Annotated in this window: 18 protein-coding genes; 11 read left to right on the top strand and 7 right to left on the bottom strand. The window is 69.8% G+C overall.

What is annotated here, in order from left to right:
- The 4 genes from ACZ6ZD_RS02585 to metH form a co-directional block, all read left to right on the top strand.
- Positions 1-1,883: S1C family serine protease (locus tag ACZ6ZD_RS02585; protein WP_465667608.1), on the top strand; the 1,883-nt coding region annotated here is incomplete at its 5' end.
- 321 nt (positions 1,884-2,204) lie between these two features.
- Positions 2,205-3,620 carry an MFS transporter gene (locus ACZ6ZD_RS02580; RefSeq protein WP_465672602.1) on the top strand — a complete coding sequence of 472 codons (1,416 nt, stop codon included), beginning with the start codon at positions 2,205-2,207 and terminating at the stop codon, positions 3,618-3,620.
- On the top strand, positions 3,617-4,150 hold the full coding sequence (locus tag ACZ6ZD_RS02575) for a TetR/AcrR family transcriptional regulator (protein ID WP_465667606.1): 534 nt from the start codon (positions 3,617-3,619) through the stop codon (positions 4,148-4,150). Before ACZ6ZD_RS02580 ends, ACZ6ZD_RS02575 begins: the two co-directional genes overlap by 4 nt.
- A 195-nt stretch (positions 4,151-4,345) precedes the next feature.
- Entirely contained in the window at positions 4,346-7,948 is a 3,603-nt protein-coding gene (metH, locus tag ACZ6ZD_RS02570; RefSeq protein ID WP_465667604.1) for a methionine synthase, read from the top strand.
- Positions 7,949-7,994: 46 nt separating this feature from the next.
- On the opposite strand, the gene ACZ6ZD_RS02565 is transcribed toward metH, so the two are convergent.
- Positions 7,995-8,657 (bottom strand): TetR/AcrR family transcriptional regulator, encoded by a 663-nt coding sequence (locus ACZ6ZD_RS02565; RefSeq protein WP_465667602.1) that lies wholly within the window; start codon positions 8,655-8,657, stop codon positions 7,995-7,997.
- 96 nt (positions 8,658-8,753) lie between these two features.
- On the opposite strand from ACZ6ZD_RS02565, the gene ACZ6ZD_RS02560 reads away from it, so the two are divergent.
- Positions 8,754-9,683 (top strand): SDR family oxidoreductase, encoded by a 930-nt coding sequence (locus ACZ6ZD_RS02560; protein ID WP_465667601.1) that lies wholly within the window; start codon positions 8,754-8,756, stop codon positions 9,681-9,683.
- On the opposite strand, the gene ACZ6ZD_RS02555 is transcribed toward ACZ6ZD_RS02560, so the two are convergent.
- Positions 9,684-10,196 carry a dihydrofolate reductase family protein gene (locus ACZ6ZD_RS02555; RefSeq protein ID WP_465667599.1) on the bottom strand — a complete coding sequence of 171 codons (513 nt, stop codon included), beginning with the start codon at positions 10,194-10,196 and terminating at the stop codon, positions 9,684-9,686. It abuts the gene before it with no gap.
- Between the two features lie 175 nt (positions 10,197-10,371).
- Positions 10,372-11,793 (bottom strand): polysaccharide lyase 6 family protein, encoded by a 1,422-nt coding sequence (locus ACZ6ZD_RS02550; RefSeq protein ID WP_465667598.1) that lies wholly within the window; start codon positions 11,791-11,793, stop codon positions 10,372-10,374.
- Between the two features lie 230 nt (positions 11,794-12,023).
- On the opposite strand from ACZ6ZD_RS02550, the gene ACZ6ZD_RS02545 reads away from it, so the two are divergent.
- From ACZ6ZD_RS02545 to ACZ6ZD_RS02525, 5 genes are all read left to right on the top strand, one after another.
- Positions 12,024-12,860, top strand: a complete 837-nt coding sequence (locus ACZ6ZD_RS02545; RefSeq protein WP_465667596.1) for an SAM-dependent methyltransferase — start codon at positions 12,024-12,026, stop codon at positions 12,858-12,860.
- 59 nt (positions 12,861-12,919) lie between these two features.
- Complete coding sequence (locus ACZ6ZD_RS02540; protein ID WP_465667594.1) at positions 12,920-13,747, top strand: DUF3800 domain-containing protein; 828 nt, start codon at positions 12,920-12,922, stop codon at positions 13,745-13,747.
- A 26-nt stretch (positions 13,748-13,773) separates the two neighbouring features.
- Positions 13,774-14,145 carry a YciI family protein gene (locus tag ACZ6ZD_RS02535; protein WP_465667592.1) on the top strand — a complete coding sequence of 124 codons (372 nt, stop codon included), beginning with the start codon at positions 13,774-13,776 and terminating at the stop codon, positions 14,143-14,145.
- A gap of 111 nt (positions 14,146-14,256) precedes the next feature.
- On the top strand, positions 14,257-14,838 hold the full coding sequence (locus tag ACZ6ZD_RS02530; protein ID WP_465667590.1) for an adenylate kinase: 582 nt from the start codon (positions 14,257-14,259) through the stop codon (positions 14,836-14,838).
- A 40-nt stretch (positions 14,839-14,878) separates the two neighbouring features.
- Positions 14,879-15,928, top strand: a complete 1,050-nt coding sequence (locus ACZ6ZD_RS02525) for a lipoate--protein ligase family protein (RefSeq protein ID WP_465672600.1) — start codon at positions 14,879-14,881, stop codon at positions 15,926-15,928.
- 84 nt (positions 15,929-16,012) lie between these two features.
- Here the strand turns inward: ACZ6ZD_RS02525 and ACZ6ZD_RS02520 are convergent, their stop codons facing one another.
- From ACZ6ZD_RS02520 to ACZ6ZD_RS02505, 4 genes are all read right to left on the bottom strand, one after another.
- A complete protein-coding gene (locus tag ACZ6ZD_RS02520; protein ID WP_465667588.1) occupies positions 16,013-16,633 on the bottom strand; it encodes a dihydrofolate reductase family protein in 621 nt (206 codons plus the stop codon).
- A gap of 63 nt (positions 16,634-16,696) precedes the next feature.
- Complete coding sequence (locus ACZ6ZD_RS02515) at positions 16,697-17,194, bottom strand: DUF1707 SHOCT-like domain-containing protein (RefSeq protein ID WP_465667586.1); 498 nt, start codon at positions 17,192-17,194, stop codon at positions 16,697-16,699.
- The gene (locus ACZ6ZD_RS02510; protein WP_465667585.1) at positions 17,191-17,859 is read right to left on the bottom strand and encodes a PadR family transcriptional regulator; all 669 of its coding nucleotides are present in this window, start codon (positions 17,857-17,859) and stop codon (positions 17,191-17,193) included. Before ACZ6ZD_RS02510 ends, ACZ6ZD_RS02515 begins: the two co-directional genes overlap by 4 nt.
- A 130-nt stretch (positions 17,860-17,989) precedes the next feature.
- Entirely contained in the window at positions 17,990-18,712 is a 723-nt protein-coding gene (locus ACZ6ZD_RS02505; protein WP_465667584.1) for an LmeA family phospholipid-binding protein, read from the bottom strand.
- A 240-nt stretch (positions 18,713-18,952) separates the two neighbouring features.
- Here ACZ6ZD_RS02505 and ACZ6ZD_RS02500 point away from each other — a divergent pair, with 240 nt between their 5' ends.
- On the top strand, positions 18,953-19,519 hold the full coding sequence (locus ACZ6ZD_RS02500) for a hypothetical protein (RefSeq protein WP_465667582.1): 567 nt from the start codon (positions 18,953-18,955) through the stop codon (positions 19,517-19,519).
- The last annotated feature ends 7 nt before the right edge of the window (positions 19,520-19,526 follow it).

Raw genomic sequence — 19,526 nt, 5'->3', positions numbered from 1 at the left:
CTGGCGAGGTGGGTCTGCAGTCGCAGGTGGGCGGTGCTGAGGCGGGTTTGCAGGGGCAGGCTGGTGGGGTGCAGGAGTCGCGTCCGGCGATTCCGCTGCCGGCGGGTCCGCAGTACCAAGCGCCGGAACAGGCTGTGCAGCAAGGGTTTGTGCAGAGTGTGGCGCCGCAGGGTATGGGCTCGCCGCAGATCCCGTTCCAGAATCCTGGGTGGCAGTTGCCGGGGGCTCCTGTTTCGGGCGGGCCGCACGCGCAGCAGGCTCAGGTGCCGGCGCAGTATGCGTGGCAGCCGGGTGGTGGCGGTGGCGGGTATCCGCCGGTGCCGGGGCAGGTGGTCGGGAGTGGGGCGGCGCGGCCGCCGCGGCGGAAGAAGCGTCGGCTGTTGGCCGCGGGGGTGATGAGTATCGCCGCGCTGCTCGTTGCCGGGTCGGTTGCCTGGGGCATCGATCAGCAGGTCGGCGGGACGCACGGGTCGCAGTTGTCGCAGCAGCAGTTCGATCCGGCGTCGGTGGCGGCGAAGGTGTCGCCAGGGCTGGTCAACATCAACACGGTGCTCGGGCTGGAGAACGCGAAGGCGGCGGGCACCGGGATCGTGCTCACGCCGGACGGCGTCGTCCTGACCAACCATCACGTCATCGAGGGCGCGACGTCGATCACCGTGACGAACGTCGGGAACGGGAAGACGTACGAGGCGACGGTCGTCGGGTACGACGAGGACCACGACATCGCCGTCCTCAAGCTGAAGGACGCGTCCGGACTGGAGACCGCGAAGATCGGCGACTCCGGGAAGATCAAGGTCGGCGATCAGGTGGTCGGGATCGGCAACGCGGGCGGCAAGGGCGGTACGCCGAGCTACGCCTCCGGCAAGATCACCGGGCTGAACCAGTCGATCACCGCGACCGACCAGAACGGGCAGGACCCGGAGAACCTGAGCAACCTGATCCAGACCGACGCACCGATCAAGTCCGGCCAGTCAGGTGGGCCGCTGGTCAACACCAACGGCGAGGTGATCGGCGTCGACACCGCCGGCAACAACGGCGGCAACGGCGGCGGCAACAACTTCCCCGGCCAAACAAAGTCCGGCGGTGCCAAGTCCGGCTCCACCCTCGCCGCCGACGGCAACGGCGCCACGAACAGCGCGGGCAGCCCGGGTGGTGTCGGCGGTGCGAAGTCCGGCTCCACCCTCGCCGCCGACGGCAACGGCGCCGCGAACGGCGCGGGCAGTGCGGGTGGTTCGAAGTCCGGTCTCACGCTCGCCGCTGACGGCAACGGGACGCCGGACGGCACGGGGGGTCCGGACGGGGCGGGCAACGGGACCGGCGATGGGTCGAGCAACGGGTTCGGGGACGGCTCGGGCGATGGGTCGGGGAACGGGTTTGGGGACGGCTCGGGCAACGGGTTTGGTCAGGGGAACGGGCCTGGCTTCGGCGGCGATTCGGGTGGCTACGGTCAGGGTGACCCGAACGGCGTGCAGGGCAATGGCGGTCAAGGTAATGGCGGTCAGGGCAGTGGTTCCGGTGCTCAGGGGTTTGCGATCCCCATCAACCAGGCCATGGACATCGCCAACAAGATCCGCTCCGGCAAGGACTCTCCCGGGATCCACCTCGGCGCCGACCCGCTGCTCGGGATCTCGATCGCACCGAACGCCGGCGTCCAGGGCGCCGCCGTCCAGGACGTCATCCCGCAGGGTAAGGCCGACGAGGCCGGCATTCAGGCCGGCGACGTCATCACCTCCTTCGACGGCAAACCCGTCACCTCCCCCGAAACCCTCTCCGACCTCCTCGACAACCACCACCCCGGCGACAAGGTCGAAGTCACCTGGACCGACCAGCAAGGCGCCTCCCACAAAGCCACCATCGAACTGGTCACCGGCCCCGTCCGCTGACCCCCGATCCGGGTCGTCGAGCGCCACCCCCTCGCCGACGACCCACCGGGCCCGGCGCGCCTACCCTCCCCAGGCGCCCGGGCCCCTTCACGTCCCACCCCCGCACACGAATCGAGGCCGCTCGGCCCGGCACCTTTCCCTCCGCATCTCGGTGTTCCCGGCCTGCGTGGGCCGCGCTTGCGCGAGCTGACCGGCGGAGCATTCTTCGCGTCGACGGCCTCGCCGGGCATCGCGAAGATCGCCTCGCTGCGCAAAGCCCGGCGCGCCTACCCTCCCCAGGCGCCCGGGCCCCTTCGCGTCCCACCCGGCACGCGAGTCGGGGTGGCTGTGGGGTGGGTGGTGAACGGGTGTTTACTTGGGTGGGTGAGGGCTCGGGTGGTGTTGGGGGTTTTGGGGTTTTGTGGGGTGCTGGTTTCGGTCAGCCAGACGATTGTGGTGCCGTTGTTGCCGGCGTTGGTAGGGATTACGGGGCGGTCGGGGAGTGATGTCAGTTGGGTGCTGACGGTGACTTTGCTGGCGGGGGCGGTTTTTACGCCGTTGTTGGGGCGGGCGGGGGATATGTACGGGAAGCGCCGGGTGTTGGTGCTGGTGCTGGGGTTGATGGTGGTTGGGTCGGTGTTGTGCGCGGTTAGTAGTGCGTTGGCGGTGTTGGTGGTGGGGCGGGGGTTCCAGGGGGCCGCGGTGGCGGTGGTGCCGCTGGGGATCAGCATTTTGCGGGACGAGTTGCCGCCAAGGCAGGTGCTGCCGGCGATCGCGTTGATGAGTTCGACGCTGGGGGTCGGGGCGGCGTTCGGCGTCCCGGCCGCGACGCTTGTGGTCGAGTACTGGAACTGGCAGGCGATGTTCTGGGTGTGCGCTGCCTTGGGGGTGCTCGACATCGTGCTGGTGCTGTTGATCATCCCTGAGTCCGCCGTCCGGACTAGGGGGCGGTTCGACGTGATCGGGGCGGTCGGGCTGACCGTGTTCCTGGTTTGCCTGTTGCTCGCGATCTCGAAGGGCGGCGCCTGGGGCGTGGGCCCGACGATCGCGCTCGTGGGCGTCGCGCTCGCGGTCGTGCCGTTCTGGGCCTGGTACGAGCTGCGGACGATCGGGCCGCTCGTCGATCTCCGGGTGTCGGCCCGCCCCGCCGTCCTGTACACGAACCTGAGCGCGCTGCTGATCGGCTTCGCCTTCTACGCGAACTCGCTGTCCACCGCCCAGCTCGTCCAGGAGCCGACCTGGACCGGCTACGGCCTGGGCAAGTCGATCGTGGTCAGCGGCCTGTGCCTGCTTCCCGGCGGGATCGCGATGGTGTTGCTGTCCCCGGTCTCGGCCCGGATCTCCCGCGCCCGCGGCGCGCGGTTCACGCTCGGGATCGCGGCGGTGCTGATGGCCGTGGGGTACGTCGTCCGCCTGTTCACCAGTCAGAGCATCGCCGGGATCGTGATCGGCGCGACCGTCGTCTCGGCCGGGACGGCGATCGCCTATTCGGCACTCCCGGCCCTGATCATGCATGCTGTGCCAGTGACCGAGACCGCCGCGGCCAACGGAATCAACGCCTTGATGCGCACGGTCGGTACGGCGATCTGCAGCGCGATCGTCGCCACCGTCCTGGCCAACCTCACGATCGCGGACGCCGGCCGGGTCGCGCCCGCGCTGTCGGCGTACCTGATCGTGTTCGTGGCCGCCGGCCTGGCCGCGGCCGTCGCGGCCGCCCTGGCGCTGCTGATCCCGAAGGCCGAGGTGGGGACGTCGTGACCGATCCCAGCCGGACGGCGATCCTGCGCGCGGCCCGCCGGGCGTTCGCCCTGCAGCCGTACGCCGCGGTGACGCTGCGCGATCTCGCCAAGGAGTCCAACGTCAGCGCCGCGCTGATCGTCAAGCACTTCGGCAGCAAAGAGGCGCTGTTCGAGCGGGTCGCCGACTTCAGCGAGGCCGCCGAGCTCCTGCTGGCGGCGCCGGACGGCGAGCTCGGCGCGCACGTCGTCCGGACGCTGATCACCCATCGCCGCGAGAACGGCCTCGACCTGATGCTCCGGGTGGTCTTCGCGGCCGGCGGCGGTGACGAGCGCGCGCTGATCCGCGAGCACTTCCGCGACCAGGTCACCCAGGCCTTCGCCGCCCGCCTGACCGGCCCGGACGCCGACCTCCGCGCCGAGCTGATCACTGCCCAGCTGCTCGGCCTGAGCGCCGCGATGGCGATCGACCGGACGGGCCTGGCCGCGACGGCGGACGTCGAACGCATCGTCGGGCTCTACGCGCCGGGGATCCAGCAGCTGATCCACTGAGTATTCGAAATGTGAACACCCGTCTCATACACTGGATAGTGGGCCTGACCCCGGGCGGTGCCGCCGCTAGCATGGGGTGACCAGCTCGAGAGGCGCTGCAACGGATCGTCACGGTCCGCCACGCTCGGGTGGGGCCTCGTGGGGAGGCACTGTTGCAAGGGCGCCTCCGGAGCGAATCTGGAGGTGACGCGACCGATGAGTGAAGCCGAGCTGCGGGAGCTGTTGTCCGAGCGGGTGGCGGTTCTCGACGGCGCCTGGGGCACCATGCTGCAGGGCGCGAAACTCACGACCGCGGACTACCAGGGCGACCGCTTCCAGAATCACACCCATGACGTCACCGGCGACCCCGATCTGCTGATTCTGACCCGGCCCGACGTCATCCTCGACGTCCACCGGCAGTACCTGGCGGCGGGCGCCGACATCACCACCACCAACACCTTCACCGCGACGAGCATCGCCCAGGCCGACTACGGCCTGGAGAGCTACGTCCACGAGATGAACGTTCGCGGCGCCCAGCTCGCGCGGCAGGCGGCCGACGAGTTCGGCGGCCGGTTCGTGGCCGGTTCGATCGGCCCGCTCAACGTCACGCTGTCGCTGTCGCCGAAGGTCGAGGACCCGTCGTACCGGGCGGTGACCTTCGAGCAGGTCAAGGCGACGTACGCCGAACAGATCGCCGGCCTGGCCGAAGGCGGTGTCGACCTGCTGATGGTCGAGACGATCTTCGACACGCTGAACGCGAAGGCCGCCGTCGCCGCGGCCCAGGAGGTCGCGCCGCACCTGCCGCTGTGGATCTCGGTGACGATCGTCGACCTGTCCGGCCGGACGCTCTCCGGCCAGACCGTCGAGGCGTTCTGGAGCTCGATCGAGCATGCCAAGCCGCTGGTTGTCGGCGTCAACTGTGCGCTCGGCGCGGCCGAGGCCCGTCCGCACGTCGCCGATCTGTCGCGGTTCTCCGACACCTTCGTCGCCGCCCACCCGAACGCCGGCCTCCCGAACGCCTTCGGCGGGTACGACGAGACGCCGGACCAGACGGCCGCGCTCCTGCAGGAGTTCGCGGAGTCCGGCCTGGTCAACGCCGTCGGCGGCTGCTGCGGTACGACGCCCGCGCACATCAACCGGATCGCGACCGCGGTCAAGGGGCTGCCGCCGCGCCCGGTCGCGCCGTCCGACCACACCACCCGCTTCTCCGGCCTGGAGCCGTTCAAGATCGGCGCCGACACCGGCTTCGTGATGATCGGCGAGCGGACCAACGTGACCGGCTCGGCGCGCTTCCGCCGGCTGATCGAGGGTGACGACCACCAGGCCGCGGTCGACGTCGCGCTGGAGCAGGTCCGCGGCGGCGCGAACCTGCTGGACGTCAACATGGACGCCGACCTGCTGGACTCCGAGCAGGCGATGACGACGTTCCTGAACCTGATCGCGACCGAGCCCGAAGTCGCCCGGATCCCGATCATGATCGACAGCTCGAAGTGGACCGTCCTCGAGGCCGGCCTGAAATGCGTGCAGGGCAAGGGCGTGGTCAACTCGATCAGCCTCAAGGAGGGCGAGGCGGAGTTCCTCGACCGGGCCCGGCAGATCATGTCGTACGGCGCCGGCGCGGTCGTGATGGCCTTCGACGAGCAGGGCCAGGCCGACACCGTCGAGCGCAAGGTGGAGATCTGCGGCCGCGCGTACGACCTGCTGACCGGGATCGGATTCCCGGCCGAGGACATCATCTTCGACCCGAACGTGCTGGCCGTCGCGACCGGGATGTCGGAGCACAACGGCTACGCGAAGAACTTCATCGACGCGCTGCCGCTGATCAAGCAGCGCTGTCCCGGCGTCCACATCAGCGGCGGTATCTCGAACCTGTCGTTCTCGTTCCGCGGGAACGACGTCGTCCGCGAGGCGATGCACTCGTCGTTCCTGTACCACGCGGGTCAGGTCGGCCTGGACATGGGCATCGTGAACGCCGGTCAGCTGGCCGTCTACGAGGACATCCCGAAGGACCTGCTGGAGCTGGTCGAGGACGTCATCTTCGATCGCCGCGACGACGCCACCGACCGGTTGGTCGAGTTCGCCGAAACCGTGAAGGGCAAGGGCACCAAGCGCGAGGTCGACCTGAGCTGGCGCGAGGGCACCGTCGAGGCGCGGTTGTCGCACGCGCTGGTGCACGGCATCGTCGACTACATCGAGGCCGACACCGAGGAGGCCCGGCAGAAGCTGCCGCGGCCGCTCGAGGTGATCGAGGGCCCGTTGATGGACGGGATGAAGGTGGTCGGCGACCTGTTCGGCGCGGGCAAGATGTTCCTGCCGCAGGTCGTGAAGAGCGCGCGGGTGATGAAGCGCTCGGTCGCCTATCTCGAGCCGTACATGGAGGAAGAGAAGGAGCAGGCCCGCCGGGAGGGCCGCGCCGAGGCCGTGCGCGGTCAGGGCAAGGTCGTACTGGCGACGGTGAAGGGCGATGTGCACGACATCGGCAAGAACATCGTCGGCGTCGTCCTGGGCTGTAACAACTACGAGGTGATCGACCTCGGCGTGATGGTGCCGGCGGCAAAGATCCTCGACACGGCCGTTGCCGAGGGCGCCGATGCGGTCGGCCTGTCCGGGCTGATCACGCCGTCCCTGGACGAGATGGTCGCCGTCGCGAGCGAGATGCAGCGCCGCGGGCTCAAACTGCCGTTGCTGATCGGCGGCGCCACCACCTCGAAACAGCACACCGCGGTCCGGATCGCCCCGGCGTACGACAAGACGATCGTCCACGTGCTGGATGCGTCCCGCGTGGTCGGCGTCGTCTCCGACCTGCTGGACGACGACCGCGCCGAAGCGCTTGCCATCAGCAACGCCGCGGACCAGGAGCGCCTGCGTGAGCAGCATGCCAACAAACAGCGCGCGCCGCTGCTGACCGTCGAGCAGGCCCGCGCGAACGCCGAGCCCGTCGACCACGGGACGCCGCCCGTCCCCGCTTTCACTGGGTTGCGCCGGGTGTCGCCGAGTCTGGAGACGCTGCGGGCGATGGTCGACTGGCAATTCCTCTTCCTGGCTTGGGAATTGAAGGGGAAGTACCCGGCGATCCTGGAGCAGCCGGTGGCCCGTGAGCTCTTCGACGACGCGCAGACGCTGCTCGACGAGATCATTGCCAACGGCTCCTTCACGGCCGAGGGCGCCTACGGATTCTGGCCCGCGCACAGCGAGGGTGACGACATCCTGCTCGACGGCACGGAGGTCTCGTTCCCGATGCTGCGCCAGCAGACCGAGAAGCCGGCCGGCCGGCACAACCGCTGCCTGGCGGACTACGTCGCTCCGGCTGACGACTACCTCGGCGGCTTCGGCGTCGCGATCCACGGCGCCGAGCAGCTGGCCGCGGTCTACGAGGCGAAGAACGACGACTACCGCGCGATCATGGTGAAAGCCCTGGCCGACCGGCTCGCCGAGGCGTTCGCCGAGTGGATCCACCTGGAGGCGCGGAAGGCCTGGTTCGAGCCGGACGCCGAGCCAGAGCTGTCCGATCTGCATGCCGAGCGCTTCCGCGGCATCCGCCCGGCGCTGGGCTACCCCGCCAGCCCGGATCACAGCGAGAAGCAGGAGCTGTTCCAGCTGCTCGAAGCGGACAAGCTCGGCCTGGCCCTGACGGAGTCGTTCGCGATGACGCCGGCCGCCGCGGTCTCCGGCCTGATCTTCCAGCACCCGGCGTCCCGCTACTTCAGCGTCGGCCGCCTGGGCAAGGATCAGATTACGGACTACGCCGCCCGCCGCGGCGAGACCGTCGAGGAGATCGAGCGCTGGCTCCGCCCGAACCTGGCCTACGACCCCGCCTGACCCATGACACCTGTCAGCTGACTGCCCGCACGCCGGTCTGGGTGTCTCAGGGCAGGACGCCGTCCATCAGTGTCCGCAGGTGCTGGCGCAAGGTGGGGGCGAACTCCATCCGCAGCGGCGCGAGGGCGGGGTCCGCGTCGTAGGCGGCCAGCATGGCCGGGGTGGGGTGGGCGTGTGTCCAGATCGCCCCGGCCAGCATGCTCGCCGGGGGGATGAACCGGGCCGCGCCGTCGGGGCCGATCTCGGGGAGCGCGATGACGACGGCCTCGATCATCCGCTCGTAGTTGACCGCCGCCGAGCGCTTGAAGGTGAGCGCGGTCTCGGCCGAGATGTTGCGCTCCAGCACCGCCGCCTGGCTGCTGATCAGATCGCAGAGCACCGGACGCGCGCTCAGCGTGTCGACCACGACCTCCACCAGCAGCTCCGCGCGCTCGGTCAGCGAGGCGGACTGCTGTAGCGCCGCCGTCCCCGCGGCCAGGTCGCTGACCCAGGCCGTCAGCTCGGCGCTGGACAGCTCGAGCAGGATCGCCTCGCGGGAGTCGAAGTACTTGAGCACGTTCGACTTGGCCAGGCCGGCCCGGCGGCTCAGCTCGTTCAGGCTGACCTCGCTGACGGCCATCTCGGCCAGCATCGCCGCGGCCGTGGCCAGGATCGCCTGCCGCCGGACGGCGCGCTGCTCCTCGTTGCGGGCGCGCTGGAATGTCGTCACGCTCACAGTCTACAGACCGACGGTCTGTTGTTATCGAACCATCGGTCTGATAACGTCGGAGCCATAACAGACCATCAGTCTCTTATGGAGGACGCGATGTACGTCGTACCCGATCAGACCGGCAAGCTCGCCGTCGTCACCGGCGCCAACAGCGGGACCGGCAAGGAGGCCGCCAAGCGGCTGGCCGCGGCCGGGGCGCGCGTGATCATGGCGGTCCGGACTGTCGCGAAGGGTGAGGCGGCCCGGGCCGAGATCCTCGCCGAGTACCCGGCGGCGCGGCTCGAGGTCCGCCGGATCGACCTCGCCGACCTGGCCTCGGTCCAGGAGTTCGCCGACGGCCTGATCGCCGCCGAGTCGCGGCTCGACCTGCTGATCAACAACGCCGGCGTGATGAACCCGCCGCGGCGGTTCAGTACCGCCGACGGTTTCGAGCTCCAGTTCGGTTCGAACTTCCTCGGCCCGTTCGCGCTCACTCTGCGGTTGCTGCCGTTGATCCTGGCTGCGCCCGCGCCGCGCGTCGTCACGATGAGCAGCGGGACGGCGAACTACGGCCGGATCCAATTCGACGACCTGAACTGGGACAAGCGCTACAGCACCGGGATGGCGTACGCGCAGTCCAAACTCGCCGACCTGATGATGAGCAACGAGCTCGCCCGGATCGCCACTGATCGCGGCTGGAACCTGCTCAGCGTCGCCGCCCACCCCGGCTTCACCCGCACCAACCTGCAGACCGCCGGCGCCACCCTCGGCGCCGGCGCCGCCAAGGAGCCGCTGGTCAACCGGGTCCTCGGTCGCCTGCTGCCCTCGCAAGAGGTTGCCGAAGGCACCGAACCGCTCCTGTACGCCGCCACCAGTCCCGACGCCCGGCACGGCGCCTACTACGGTCCCTCCAAAGGCTTCGGTCTGGTCGGTCCCACCAAACTCACCAACGCCCCCAAGCGATCCCGGATCGAGGCCGACAACGCCCGGCTGTGGTCAGCCGCCGAAGATCTGACCGGCGTCACGCTGGCCGCCCACGTCGGCTGATCAGGATCGCAGCACGTCGAACCACAGGTTTGTTCCCGACGGCGACTCGGTGACCCGGCGCCGTCGGAGAGGGATTGGACCGACGCCAGCGAAGACTCGGGTGCCCGCGCCCAGGAAGACCGGCGCGATGATCAGTAGCACCTCATCCAGCTCGCCGGCCTCCAGACATTGCCGCGCCACGTCAGCGCCGATCACGTTCACATACTTCTCCCCGGCCGCGGCCCGGGCGGCTGTGATTGCCGTCGGCAACTGATTGACGTACGTCACGCCGGGTTCGGGGTTCGCTGGGAGCCGGTGCGTCAGCACGAAGTTCGGCCCGTCCCAGCCGCCACCGAACGCCTCGCCCTCGCCAGCCTCGCCCTTGTGCGGGTCGTCGCCGTCATGTGAACGCCGGCCGGACAGAATCGACCCGATCCGGGGGACCAATGCCGCGACCTCGGCATTGGCCCCCAGATAAGGCCGCATCCACTGCATGTCACCGCCCGGCCCCGCGATGAATCCGTCCGCCGACATGGTCACTGAGTACAAGAATTTCGCCATAACCCTTGAGACGAGTGAGCCGCGGAAAACTCATCGGCGCGGGGCGAACCGCCCCCACTCACCAACTATGTGGAATACCGGCCCGCCACGCCTGCGGCCTCCTGAGGAAGCGGGCCGCAGCGGTAGTTGGTGAGTGTCTGGGGTCCGGCTACGACCGCGGTCCGACGTCCGCGGCGGTCAGGGGACGCCGAAGCGGCGCGGCGGTGCTGTATTCGTCGGCGCCGATGTCGGCTCGGCCGGTGCGCGGGTGGCCGTCCAGGTCCTGGGTGACCGATGGATAGCTGCGGGCGGCGGCGTTGATGGCGGGGCTGGTGGCGGTCAGGTGGCGGACGCCGGTGGCGGTGAGCTTGGGATCTTGGCGGGTGAAGCCGGAGCTGGGGAGGTTGCCGTTGGCGGCGGCGCCCCAGAGGAGGTTGCCGGCCCAGGTGATGCCCTGCTGGAAGGGCATCGCGACCAAGGTCTTCCCGGCGTCACCGACCAGAAGGTTGTCGGAGATCGTGCAGCCGGCCGGGGCGAGGGTGCGCTGGGATTCGCCGGCGATCGCCGTCCCGGAGGACAGGACGGTGTTGAGTGCGATCGTGACCCGGTCGGGCGCGTCGTTGCCGCGGCGGCTCTCGGCGGAGTCCTCGGGTTTGTGGTCGCGTACGTTCCCGCTGCCCAGCACGATGCCGGTGCCGCTCACGTTCTCGACGTAGTTGTTCACGATCAGGTGGTCGTTGCCGTAGATCCGGATGCCGTTGCTGCCGTTCAGGACGAAGTTGCCCTCGACGCGGCTCCGGTTGCCGTGCCGCAACACGATCCCGCCGAGGCTGGACCGGACGGTGTTGGACCGGATCGTGTTCCCCGACGACTTCACCGAGATCGCCTCCGGGTCGCCGTTCGCGCGCTCGAACAGGTTCTCCTCGACGATCGCGCCGGCGTCGCTGAGCGACCGCCCGCTGAGCCCGAGCCGGATCGGCTCGCCGCCGTTGTCGCCGGCGAAGGTGTGATCGGAGAAGTGGTTCCGGGCGATCCGGACGCCGGTCGCCATCCCCGCGCTCCCCGGCCCCTCGACTCCGAGGAACACGCCGAGTGTCGACTTCCCGTGGAAGTGGTTGCGCTCGATCGTCGTCGCGTCACCGCGGACCAGCAGCCAGTTCAGCCCTTCGACATCGGCGAACTGCAGGTCGTTGCGGCTGATCCGGATGTTCTTGCAGCTGGTAGGGATGTCGAACGTCGTCCGCTGCCGCAGCTTGAACCCCTGGATCACCACGTACGCCGAATCGGCCAGCACGAAGCCGCGGTCGCCGGTCAGCGTCACCCCGCCGATGGTCGCGGCCCGGATGACGATCGGCGCGGACGCCGTCCCGCGGCGGCCCTGGACGGGGATGCCCTGGCTGCCGCTGACGGCGTACGTGCCGTCGGCGAGCACGATCTCGGTGCCGGCGCCCGCCGCGGCGATCGCGCGCCGGAGCTCGTCGAGCGAGCGGACCTGGACGGCGAGCGCCCGGGCGGCGGCCGGCTGCAGGACGAGGGCGGTGGAAGCCAGCGCGGTGGCGGCCAGGAAGGTACGGCGACGTAGGTCGGTCATCGGGTCTCCGGTCGTTCGGGGCGGGTGGAGCACGCAGAATCTGGCGTCAGTCTGGGGTCCGGACCAGCCGAGGGCAAGCGCTTACCGCGCCCGCGGCGGAAACTCCCGTGGGATGGGAGCTCACGCTCCGCATGTTCCGCGACACAGCCCGTTTGGTGACCCGGGGCACGTGCGCGGTAGCCTTCCGGGCAAGCGGTCTTTTCGGATTTTCGAGCGGGGTGGTCGGGGCGATGCCACAGGGAGATACGGCAGGGGATGTGGCGCGCCGGATCGGCCCCGAGCTCGACCTGAACAGACCCTCCGACGCCCGGATCTACGATCTGATGCTGGGCGGTAAGAACAACTTCGAGGTCGACCGGCAGTTCTTCGCCGAGCTGCTCAAGCTCGCCCCCGAGACCCCGCAGCTGGCCGCCGAGAACCGGCGCTGGCTGACGGCCGCCGTGACCCGGATGGCGGAGTCCGGAGTCCGGCAGTTCCTCGATCTCGGCTGTGGCCTGCCGGCCACCGCGAACCTGCACGACGCCGCCCGCGCGGTCGATCCGGCCGCTCGGGTCGTGTACGTCGACAACGACGTGACCGCGATCTCGCACGGGCAGGCCCTGCTCGCCGACGAGGTGACCTCGTTCTTCGCGCCCGCCGACCTGCGCGACCCGGCGAGCGTCCTCGAACATCCGGTCGTCGCCGACGTCATCGACCTGCAGCGCCCGGTCGGCCTGGTCTTCGGCCTGGTGCTGCACACCGTCGTCGACCAGGACGAGCTGCGCCGCCTCCTCGACGACTACCTGTCCGGCCTCCCGGCCGGCTCACACATCGCGATCACGCATCCGATGAACCCGCGAGACGGTAGTCGGCTGGCCGAGTTCGCGACCGCGATCGAGGAGCGCTTCCGGGAGTCCTTCCCGGGGCTGCGCTTCCGCTCCCGCGATGAGCTCGCCGAGGCCCTGGCCGGCCTCGAGGTGCTCGATCCGGGCCTGGTCGACCTGGCCCATTGGTGGCCGGCCGGCCAGCAGAAGCTGAGCCCGACGGGCGCGGCCCGCCTGATCCTCGGCGTCCTGGCCCGCAAATAGGTGGTGCCGCGTCGGCGCCGAGCCGATGATGGGTGGTATGGCTGATCAGGTGGGCGCTCGTGCCTGACCTGGTGATCGCTTGTGACGAGTCCGGGTTCTCCGGGAGCAATCTGCTCGATCCCGAGTGGCCCGAGATCGTCCACGCGAGTGTGGATCTCGCCGTCCCCGAGGCGGCCGAGCTGATCGCCGCGGTGCGGACCGGCCGGACGACGGAGTACAAGTCGAACCGGCTGCTCCGCCCGACCCAGCGCCCGACGCTGGAGTGGTTCCTGCGCCAGCTCGACGGCCGGGCGCACGTGCACCGCATCGACAAGCGGACGTACGTCGCCCGCCGCGTCCTCGAGCTCTTCACCGGCGAACCGTCGTACGGCGACGGCACGCGCCTGGGCCGGGAGTTCGACGTCCTCGACCTCAAGGAACGGACGGCGTTCCTGGACGCGTTCCTGATCCTGGCGCGGACGAAGCGCCTGCGGCTGCTCGACCACGACGCGATCGACCGGTTCTTCGCGCTTCGCCCGCCCGGGCTGATCGAGCTGAACCGCGGGCAGGTCGAGGAGATCCTGCGCCGGCTGATCGACGACGATCCCGCGATCCCGCCGCCGCTCGAACCGCTGATCCCGGCGCTGGCCGAGACCGTCCTGTTCTGGGGCGCGGGCGACCGCTCGGTCGCGGTCGTCCACGACGAGCAGAGTGCGCTCACCCGGCGCCGGGTCGACCGGCTCCGCGCGTACCTCGCCGAGGCCGGCGCCGCCGAGCTGGCCGGCTTCGAACAGGTCGACTCCAAACACGATCCGCGGGTCCAGGTGGCCGACCTGCTGGCCGGGATCGCCCGCCGCGGCGACCACAATGTCGAGGAATGGTCGACGGCTCCGACGTCCCGGCCGTAACGGAGCCCAGCTAGGAGGATGTTGTCGTGAAGTACGTGATCCTGATCCACTCCAACCCGCAGCCGTGGGGCCACCCCACCCTCGACTACACCGAGGCGGGCCGGGCGATGCCGGCCGCCGAGCGGGCCGCGATGGACGCCGATTTCGAGAAGCTGATGACCGCGATGTCGGAGTCCGGCGAGCTGGTCGAGGCCCAGGCCCTCGGCGACCCGGCGGACGCCAAGCTCTACCGGACCGGCCCCGATGGCCGGATCGCCACGGACGGCCCGTACGCCGAGGCCAAAGAGCACCTGGCCGGGTTCTTCCTGATCGACGTCGCGTCGCCCGAACGGGCGGTCGAGGTGGCCGAGCAGTTCGCCGGTCCGGGCGACACCGTGGAGCTGCGTCCCATTATGTGAACACGGGATACGGCGTACGTCACAGGCCCGGACGTGACGTACGCCGTATCGCAACGCCGCCACCAGCCTCTAACCTGAATCCGAACTTACCGTGAGTCAGGAGGCGCTGTAGTGACGACCGTCGTCCTGATGGGCCCGCCCGGAGCCGGCAAAGGTACCCACGCCGGCACGCTGGCCGAGCAGATCGCCGTCCCGGCGATCGCCACTGGTGACATCTTCCGCGCGCACGTCGCCGCGGGGTCCGAGCTGGGCCGGACCGCCCAGCAGTACGTCGATTCCGGCGCGTACGTCCCCGACGAGGTGACCAACGCGATGATCCGGGAGCGGCTGGCCGCGGAGGACGCCCGGTCCGGGTTCCTGCTCGACGGTTACCCGCGCACGCTCGACCAGGCCGGCGTCCTCGACGAGCTGCTGGTCGGTCAGGGACGCGAGCTGACCGCGGTCGTCGTCCTGCACGTCGATCGTGAGTCCCTGGTCGCGCGGCTGCTGAACCGCGCGCAGACGCAAGGCCGCACCGACGACTCCGAGGACGTCGTCCGGCATCGGCTCGAGGTCTACTCCGAGCAGACCGTGCCGTTGCTCAGCCTGTACGGCGAGCGCGGCCTGCTGCACGAGATCGACGGCAACGGCGACATCACCGAGGTCCGCGAGCGGTTGCTCGAGATCACCTACCAGCTCACGCCCGCGCGCTGAGCGGCGGAACAACCCAGCGCGGTAAGGGGTTGTGACGAATATGCATGGTGAGTACAAGGTTCCCGGCGGGAAGTTGGTGGTCGCCGACCTGGACGTCGTGGGCGACCACGTGCGGTCGGCGCAGATCAGCGGAGACTTCTTCCTGGAGCCCGATGATGCGCTGGAGCGGATCAACGGCGCATTGGCCGGTCTGCCGATCGTGACCCCGGCCGCGCAGGTGGCGGCCCGGGTGCGTGGGGTGCTCGGCGACGGTGTCGAGATGGTCGGGTTCTCCCCGGAGGCCGTCGCGGTGGCGGTCCGGCGGGCGCTGACCGGCGCCACCGGGTGGCACGACCACGACTGGCAGTTCGTGCACGACGTCCCGCGGGAGCCCGCGCTGCAGATGGCGCTCGACGAGGTGCTGACCGAGCAGGTCGGCGCGGGGGAGCGCCCGCCGACGCTGCGGGTGTGGGAGTGGGCCTCGAACGCGGTCATCATCGGCAGCTTCCAGTCGCTGGCCAACGAGGTCGACCTGGACGGCGCCGAGCGGAACGACGTCACCGTCGTCCGCCGGATCAGCGGCGGCGGCGCGATGTTCGTCGAGCCGGGCAACACGATCACCTACTCGCTCTACGTCCCCGAATCGCTGGTTTCCGGGCTGTCCTTCGTCGAGTCGTACGCGTTCCTCGACGACTGGGTGATCGGCGCGCTGAACGAGCTGGGGATCGCGGCGACGTACCAGCCGATCAACGACATCACCTCGCCCGCGGGCAAGATCGCGGGCGCCGCGCAGAAGCGGTTCGCGGGCGGCGCCGTCCTGCATCACGTCACGATGGCCTACGACATGGACGCCACGAAAATGCTGCAGGTACTGCGCATCGGCCGCGAGAAGCTCTCCGACAAGGGCACCACGAGCGCCAACAAACGCGTCGACCCGCTGCGCAGCCAGACCGGTCTCGCGCGGCCCGAGGTCATCGACCGGATGGTCGCCTCCTTCGGTAACCGCTACGGCCTGGCCGAAGGCGCGATCGACGCCGAAACCGTCGCCCGCGCCGAAGAGCTGGTCGAGACCAAGTTCGGCACCGACGACTGGCTCAGACGCGTCCCGTAGGACATGACGTAGTCGTCTACGTATAGCCCGGTCCACGCCTGAGCCCTCCTCGGGAAGCCCCGATCCGGCGACTACCTCCTGTCGTTACCGACGCAGTCGGTAGAGGGTCGCCCGGGGCAGGGCGATCGCCTCGGCGACGTCGAACTTCTTCAGGGCGTCGCCGCCGAAAGGGGTTTCGCCGGCGCCGAGGAAAATCGGCGCGACCATCAGGTCGATCTCGTCGATCAGATCGGCGTCGAGGTACTGGCGGATGGTCGCCGCGCCGCCCGCGATGACGATGTCCTGGCCGTCGGCGGCTTGCCGGGCGCGGTCCAGGACGGCGTCGACGGGCTGGTCGGTGAAGTGGAAGGTGGTGCCGCCGTCCATCACCAGGTCGGGGCGGACGTGGTGGGTGTGCACGAAGGTCGCGTGGTGGTACGGCGGGTTCTCGCCCCAGTAGCCGCGCCAGGACTCGTCGGCCCAGGCGCCGCGCAGCGGGCTGAACATGTTGCGGCCCATGATGGTCGCGCCGACGCCGTCCCGGAAACGGTCCAGCTGGTCGACGCCGGGGCCGGTCTCACCGCGATCGCGGGCCGCCATCGCGATCAGCATCCAGTCGTGCAGGATCTCCGCGTCATCGCCGAAGGGCTGGTCCAGCCGCTGGTTCGGCCCGGCGCCGTAGCCGTCGAGGCTGACCGTGTAGTTCGCGACGATCACCTTGCTCATGTCCGTCTCCTTCCGAAGGGTTGCTGTCACCCTTCGGTCGGAGCCGGATCACGAGCTTTGACATCAGCGCCGATATTGGTGGTAGCGGCGACGGTTGACGCCGCTGAACAGGGCGATCCAGAACAGGCCCCAGAGCAGCCACGGCGCGGTCAGCGTGACTGCGGTGACGACCAGGCCGACCATCAGCACCGGCGCCAGGAAGTACAGCGGGGACGGCGCGGTCAGCTTCTGCATCGAGGTGTCGCGACGGGCGAGCTGCACCTCGTTGGACGTCGGCAAGTCGTCGAACAACCCGTCCAACTCGTCGGAGAACCGCGCCCGGGTCGCCTGGTCGCTACGCTCCTCGAACTCGACCTGCGTCAACCGCCCGGCCACGAAATGCTCACTCAGCGCCTCGACGGCCTGGTCGCGCTCGGCGTCCCCGATCCGCACCCGCCGCTCCTCCGCCGGACCGCCCCGGAGCGGAACGACCCACAAACCGCGCTCCGGCCCGGCCCAGTCGGCTCGGCGGCCGCGCCGGCGTCGGTTTTCGTGCTGTTGCCGCTCGGACGGCGAGGTCATGACTGCGGCTCGTCGTCGGCGAGGATGCCGTAGAGCTTGCGGCGCAGCTCGGAGACCGCCTCGCGGGCGCGCTCCTGCTGCTCCGGCGTGCCGGTCGACATGATCTGCCACATCGCGGCGGCGACCTGGCCGAGCACCGGCTTGAACCCGTTGTCGTCGTCGGTCGGCGCGCTCATCGCCTCCCAGGGCGCGGTCACCTCGTCGGCGTGCTCGGCGACGTACGCCCGGCCCTCGTCGGTCAGCGTGAACGTCCGCCGGCCGACCGCGGCGTCCGCCGTCACCAGGCCCTCGTCCTCCAGCTGCTGCAGCGTCGGGTAGATCGAGCCGGGGCTCGGCTTCCACGCGCCGCCGCTGCGCTCGGCGATCTCCTGGATCAGCTGATAGCCGTTCATCGGCTGCTCGGCCAGCACCGCGAGAATCGCGGCCCGGACGTCGCCGCGGCGCGCCTTCGGCCCGCGGCCCCGCGGCCCCTGCGCCCACGGCGGCCCGAACATCGGCCCGCCGAACATGCCCCACTGACCGCCGAACGGATGCTGCCCGCCGTGCCCGCGGCGGCGCCCGTTCAGCGCGGTCTGCAAGTCTCGTTTGAGACCCTCGAAGAAGTCGTCACAGTGCCGTTCCGCACCGGCCCAAGGCCAGCCGGCGGCGTACGCCGATCCCGTCATCCCGACCACCGTTCCTTCACGTTTGCGATACGTCGACGATATATCGCGATCGTTCGGTGCCCAAGGATCCGAACCTAAGAAAACCCGCCGCCCCCTCTCAGGGGACGACGGGTTCCACAGCGGGCGTAGCTCAGGTCGTCATCGACAGATTCGCCGCGCTGGCGATCAGCACCACCGAGGCGCCCTCGACGGCGACCTCCTTGAGGGTCGCGTCGTACGGCAGTTTCGGCAGCGCGATCCCGCGCTTCAACCGGGCCTCCAGCACCTCCCGGACGACGCTCGGCACGTTGCCGGCCAGCTCCCCGACGGCCAGCGAAACCCGGCCGTTCCGCGCGGTCGGCGTCACCTCGGTGTCGACCGAGACGCCCTGCAGGGACAGCTTCGCCATCAGCTTGCCGTCGACGACGCGCATGGTCAGGCCGTTCAGCCCGGTCGCCCGCGCGGCCAGTTTGGCGATCTCCGGCGGCGCCAGCTGCAGCCGGATGTCGGTCGTCTCGACGGTGACCGCGGCGCCGGCCTGGCGCTGGATGACCGAGCGCGGGACGTGCACGCCCTTCATCGTCACCTGCAGGTCCTCGGCCGGGACCTCGGAGAAGGTCGGCTTGGTCATGTTCAGCGTCACCGACGAGAAGTCCTCGCGCACCACCTGCGGCAGGAAGCCGAAGCCGCCGATGTCGACCGACGTGCTCTCCGCGGTCAGGTCGTAGCGCGCGGCCTGGGTCACGGCCATCTTGGCCAGCTGCTTCTCCGCGGCCCAGGCGGCGGCCCGGTCGGCCGCGACCAGGATCACCCCGAGCACGATCAGCGTCACCAGCAACCGACGTCCCCAGCGACGTGGTTTCCTCGCAGTCATACCAGCCCTTCCGGCGTCGGCGTCCCCGTCGAACCCCGCACAGCATAGGTCGTGCGTTCCAAGTACGACGCCCCGCGTCAGCGATCAGTTCGGCCCGACTTGTCGGGCCCGCCTGCTGCGCGGGATCCGGTCGCTGGTCGACGGCGAGAGCCGGTTCGAGCTCCGGCTCCCCGACCTGGTCCGGCGAACGCAGGGAATGCGAAGCTCAGCGCGAAGGACCGGCACGCGATCCCGTCGTACGTGTCGGGGCGTTCGTTCGCGCGGGCGCTGGCCGAGGCCGGTGACGATCTCGCGACGTTCCGCGACAACGTCGAGCAGTGGTACGACGACCACATGGCCCGCGTCTCGGGCTGGTACAAACGGCACGTCCGCTGGATCTCGCTGGCCTTCGCCGCGGTCGTGGTCGTCGTCTTCAACGTGAACGTCGTCGGGATGGCGCGCGCCCTCTACACCGACGACGCTCTCCGGGACGCCGTCGTCGCGCAGGCCGTGACCACTTCGGATTGCGCCAGCAAGACCCCGGACGACTGCCTGGCCGAGCTTCGCGACCAAGTCCCCACTGCACTCCCGCTCGGCTGGAGTCAGGCCCCCGGCTGCGAAACCAACTCCTGCAACTGGCTCGACCGGCATGCGCTCACCGACCCGGAACGAGGCTTCGCCGGCGACCTCACCACGTTCCTGCTGGTCCTGCTCGGCTGGGCGCTGATGGCGTTGTCCACCTTGCCCGGCGCCCGCTTCTGGTTCGACACACTGTCCCGCCTCAACACGCTGCGCTCCACCGGCCCGAAGCCCTCGGGTACGACGTGATCGCCGT

Source organism: Kribbella sp. NPDC104218, from assembly GCF_055584105.1.
Note: the sequence above shows the minus strand (reverse complement) of the source record. Positions and strands in the feature narration are given on the sequence as shown.

Bases quoted from the DNA above. Each gene is read 5' to 3' on its own strand.
- metH (WP_465667604.1), top strand. From the start codon at position 4,346: ATGAGTGAAGCCGAGCTGCGGGAGCTGTTGTCCGAGCGGGTGGCGGTT.
- ACZ6ZD_RS02555 (WP_465667599.1), bottom strand. From the start codon at position 10,196: ATGTCGGCGGACGGATTCATCGCGGGGCCGGGCGGTGACATGCAGTGG.
- ACZ6ZD_RS02560 (WP_465667601.1), top strand. From the start codon at position 8,754: ATGTACGTCGTACCCGATCAGACCGGCAAGCTCGCCGTCGTCACCGGC.
- ACZ6ZD_RS02545 (WP_465667596.1), top strand. From the start codon at position 12,024: ATGCCACAGGGAGATACGGCAGGGGATGTGGCGCGCCGGATCGGCCCC.
- ACZ6ZD_RS02550 (WP_465667598.1), bottom strand. From the start codon at position 11,793: ATGACCGACCTACGTCGCCGTACCTTCCTGGCCGCCACCGCGCTGGCT.
- ACZ6ZD_RS02520 (WP_465667588.1), bottom strand. From the start codon at position 16,633: ATGAGCAAGGTGATCGTCGCGAACTACACGGTCAGCCTCGACGGCTAC.
- ACZ6ZD_RS02515 (WP_465667586.1), bottom strand. From the start codon at position 17,194: ATGACCTCGCCGTCCGAGCGGCAACAGCACGAAAACCGACGCCGGCGC.
- ACZ6ZD_RS02525 (WP_465672600.1), top strand. From the start codon at position 14,879: ATGCATGGTGAGTACAAGGTTCCCGGCGGGAAGTTGGTGGTCGCCGAC.
- ACZ6ZD_RS02510 (WP_465667585.1), bottom strand. From the start codon at position 17,859: ATGACGGGATCGGCGTACGCCGCCGGCTGGCCTTGGGCCGGTGCGGAA.
- ACZ6ZD_RS02505 (WP_465667584.1), bottom strand. From the start codon at position 18,712: ATGACTGCGAGGAAACCACGTCGCTGGGGACGTCGGTTGCTGGTGACG.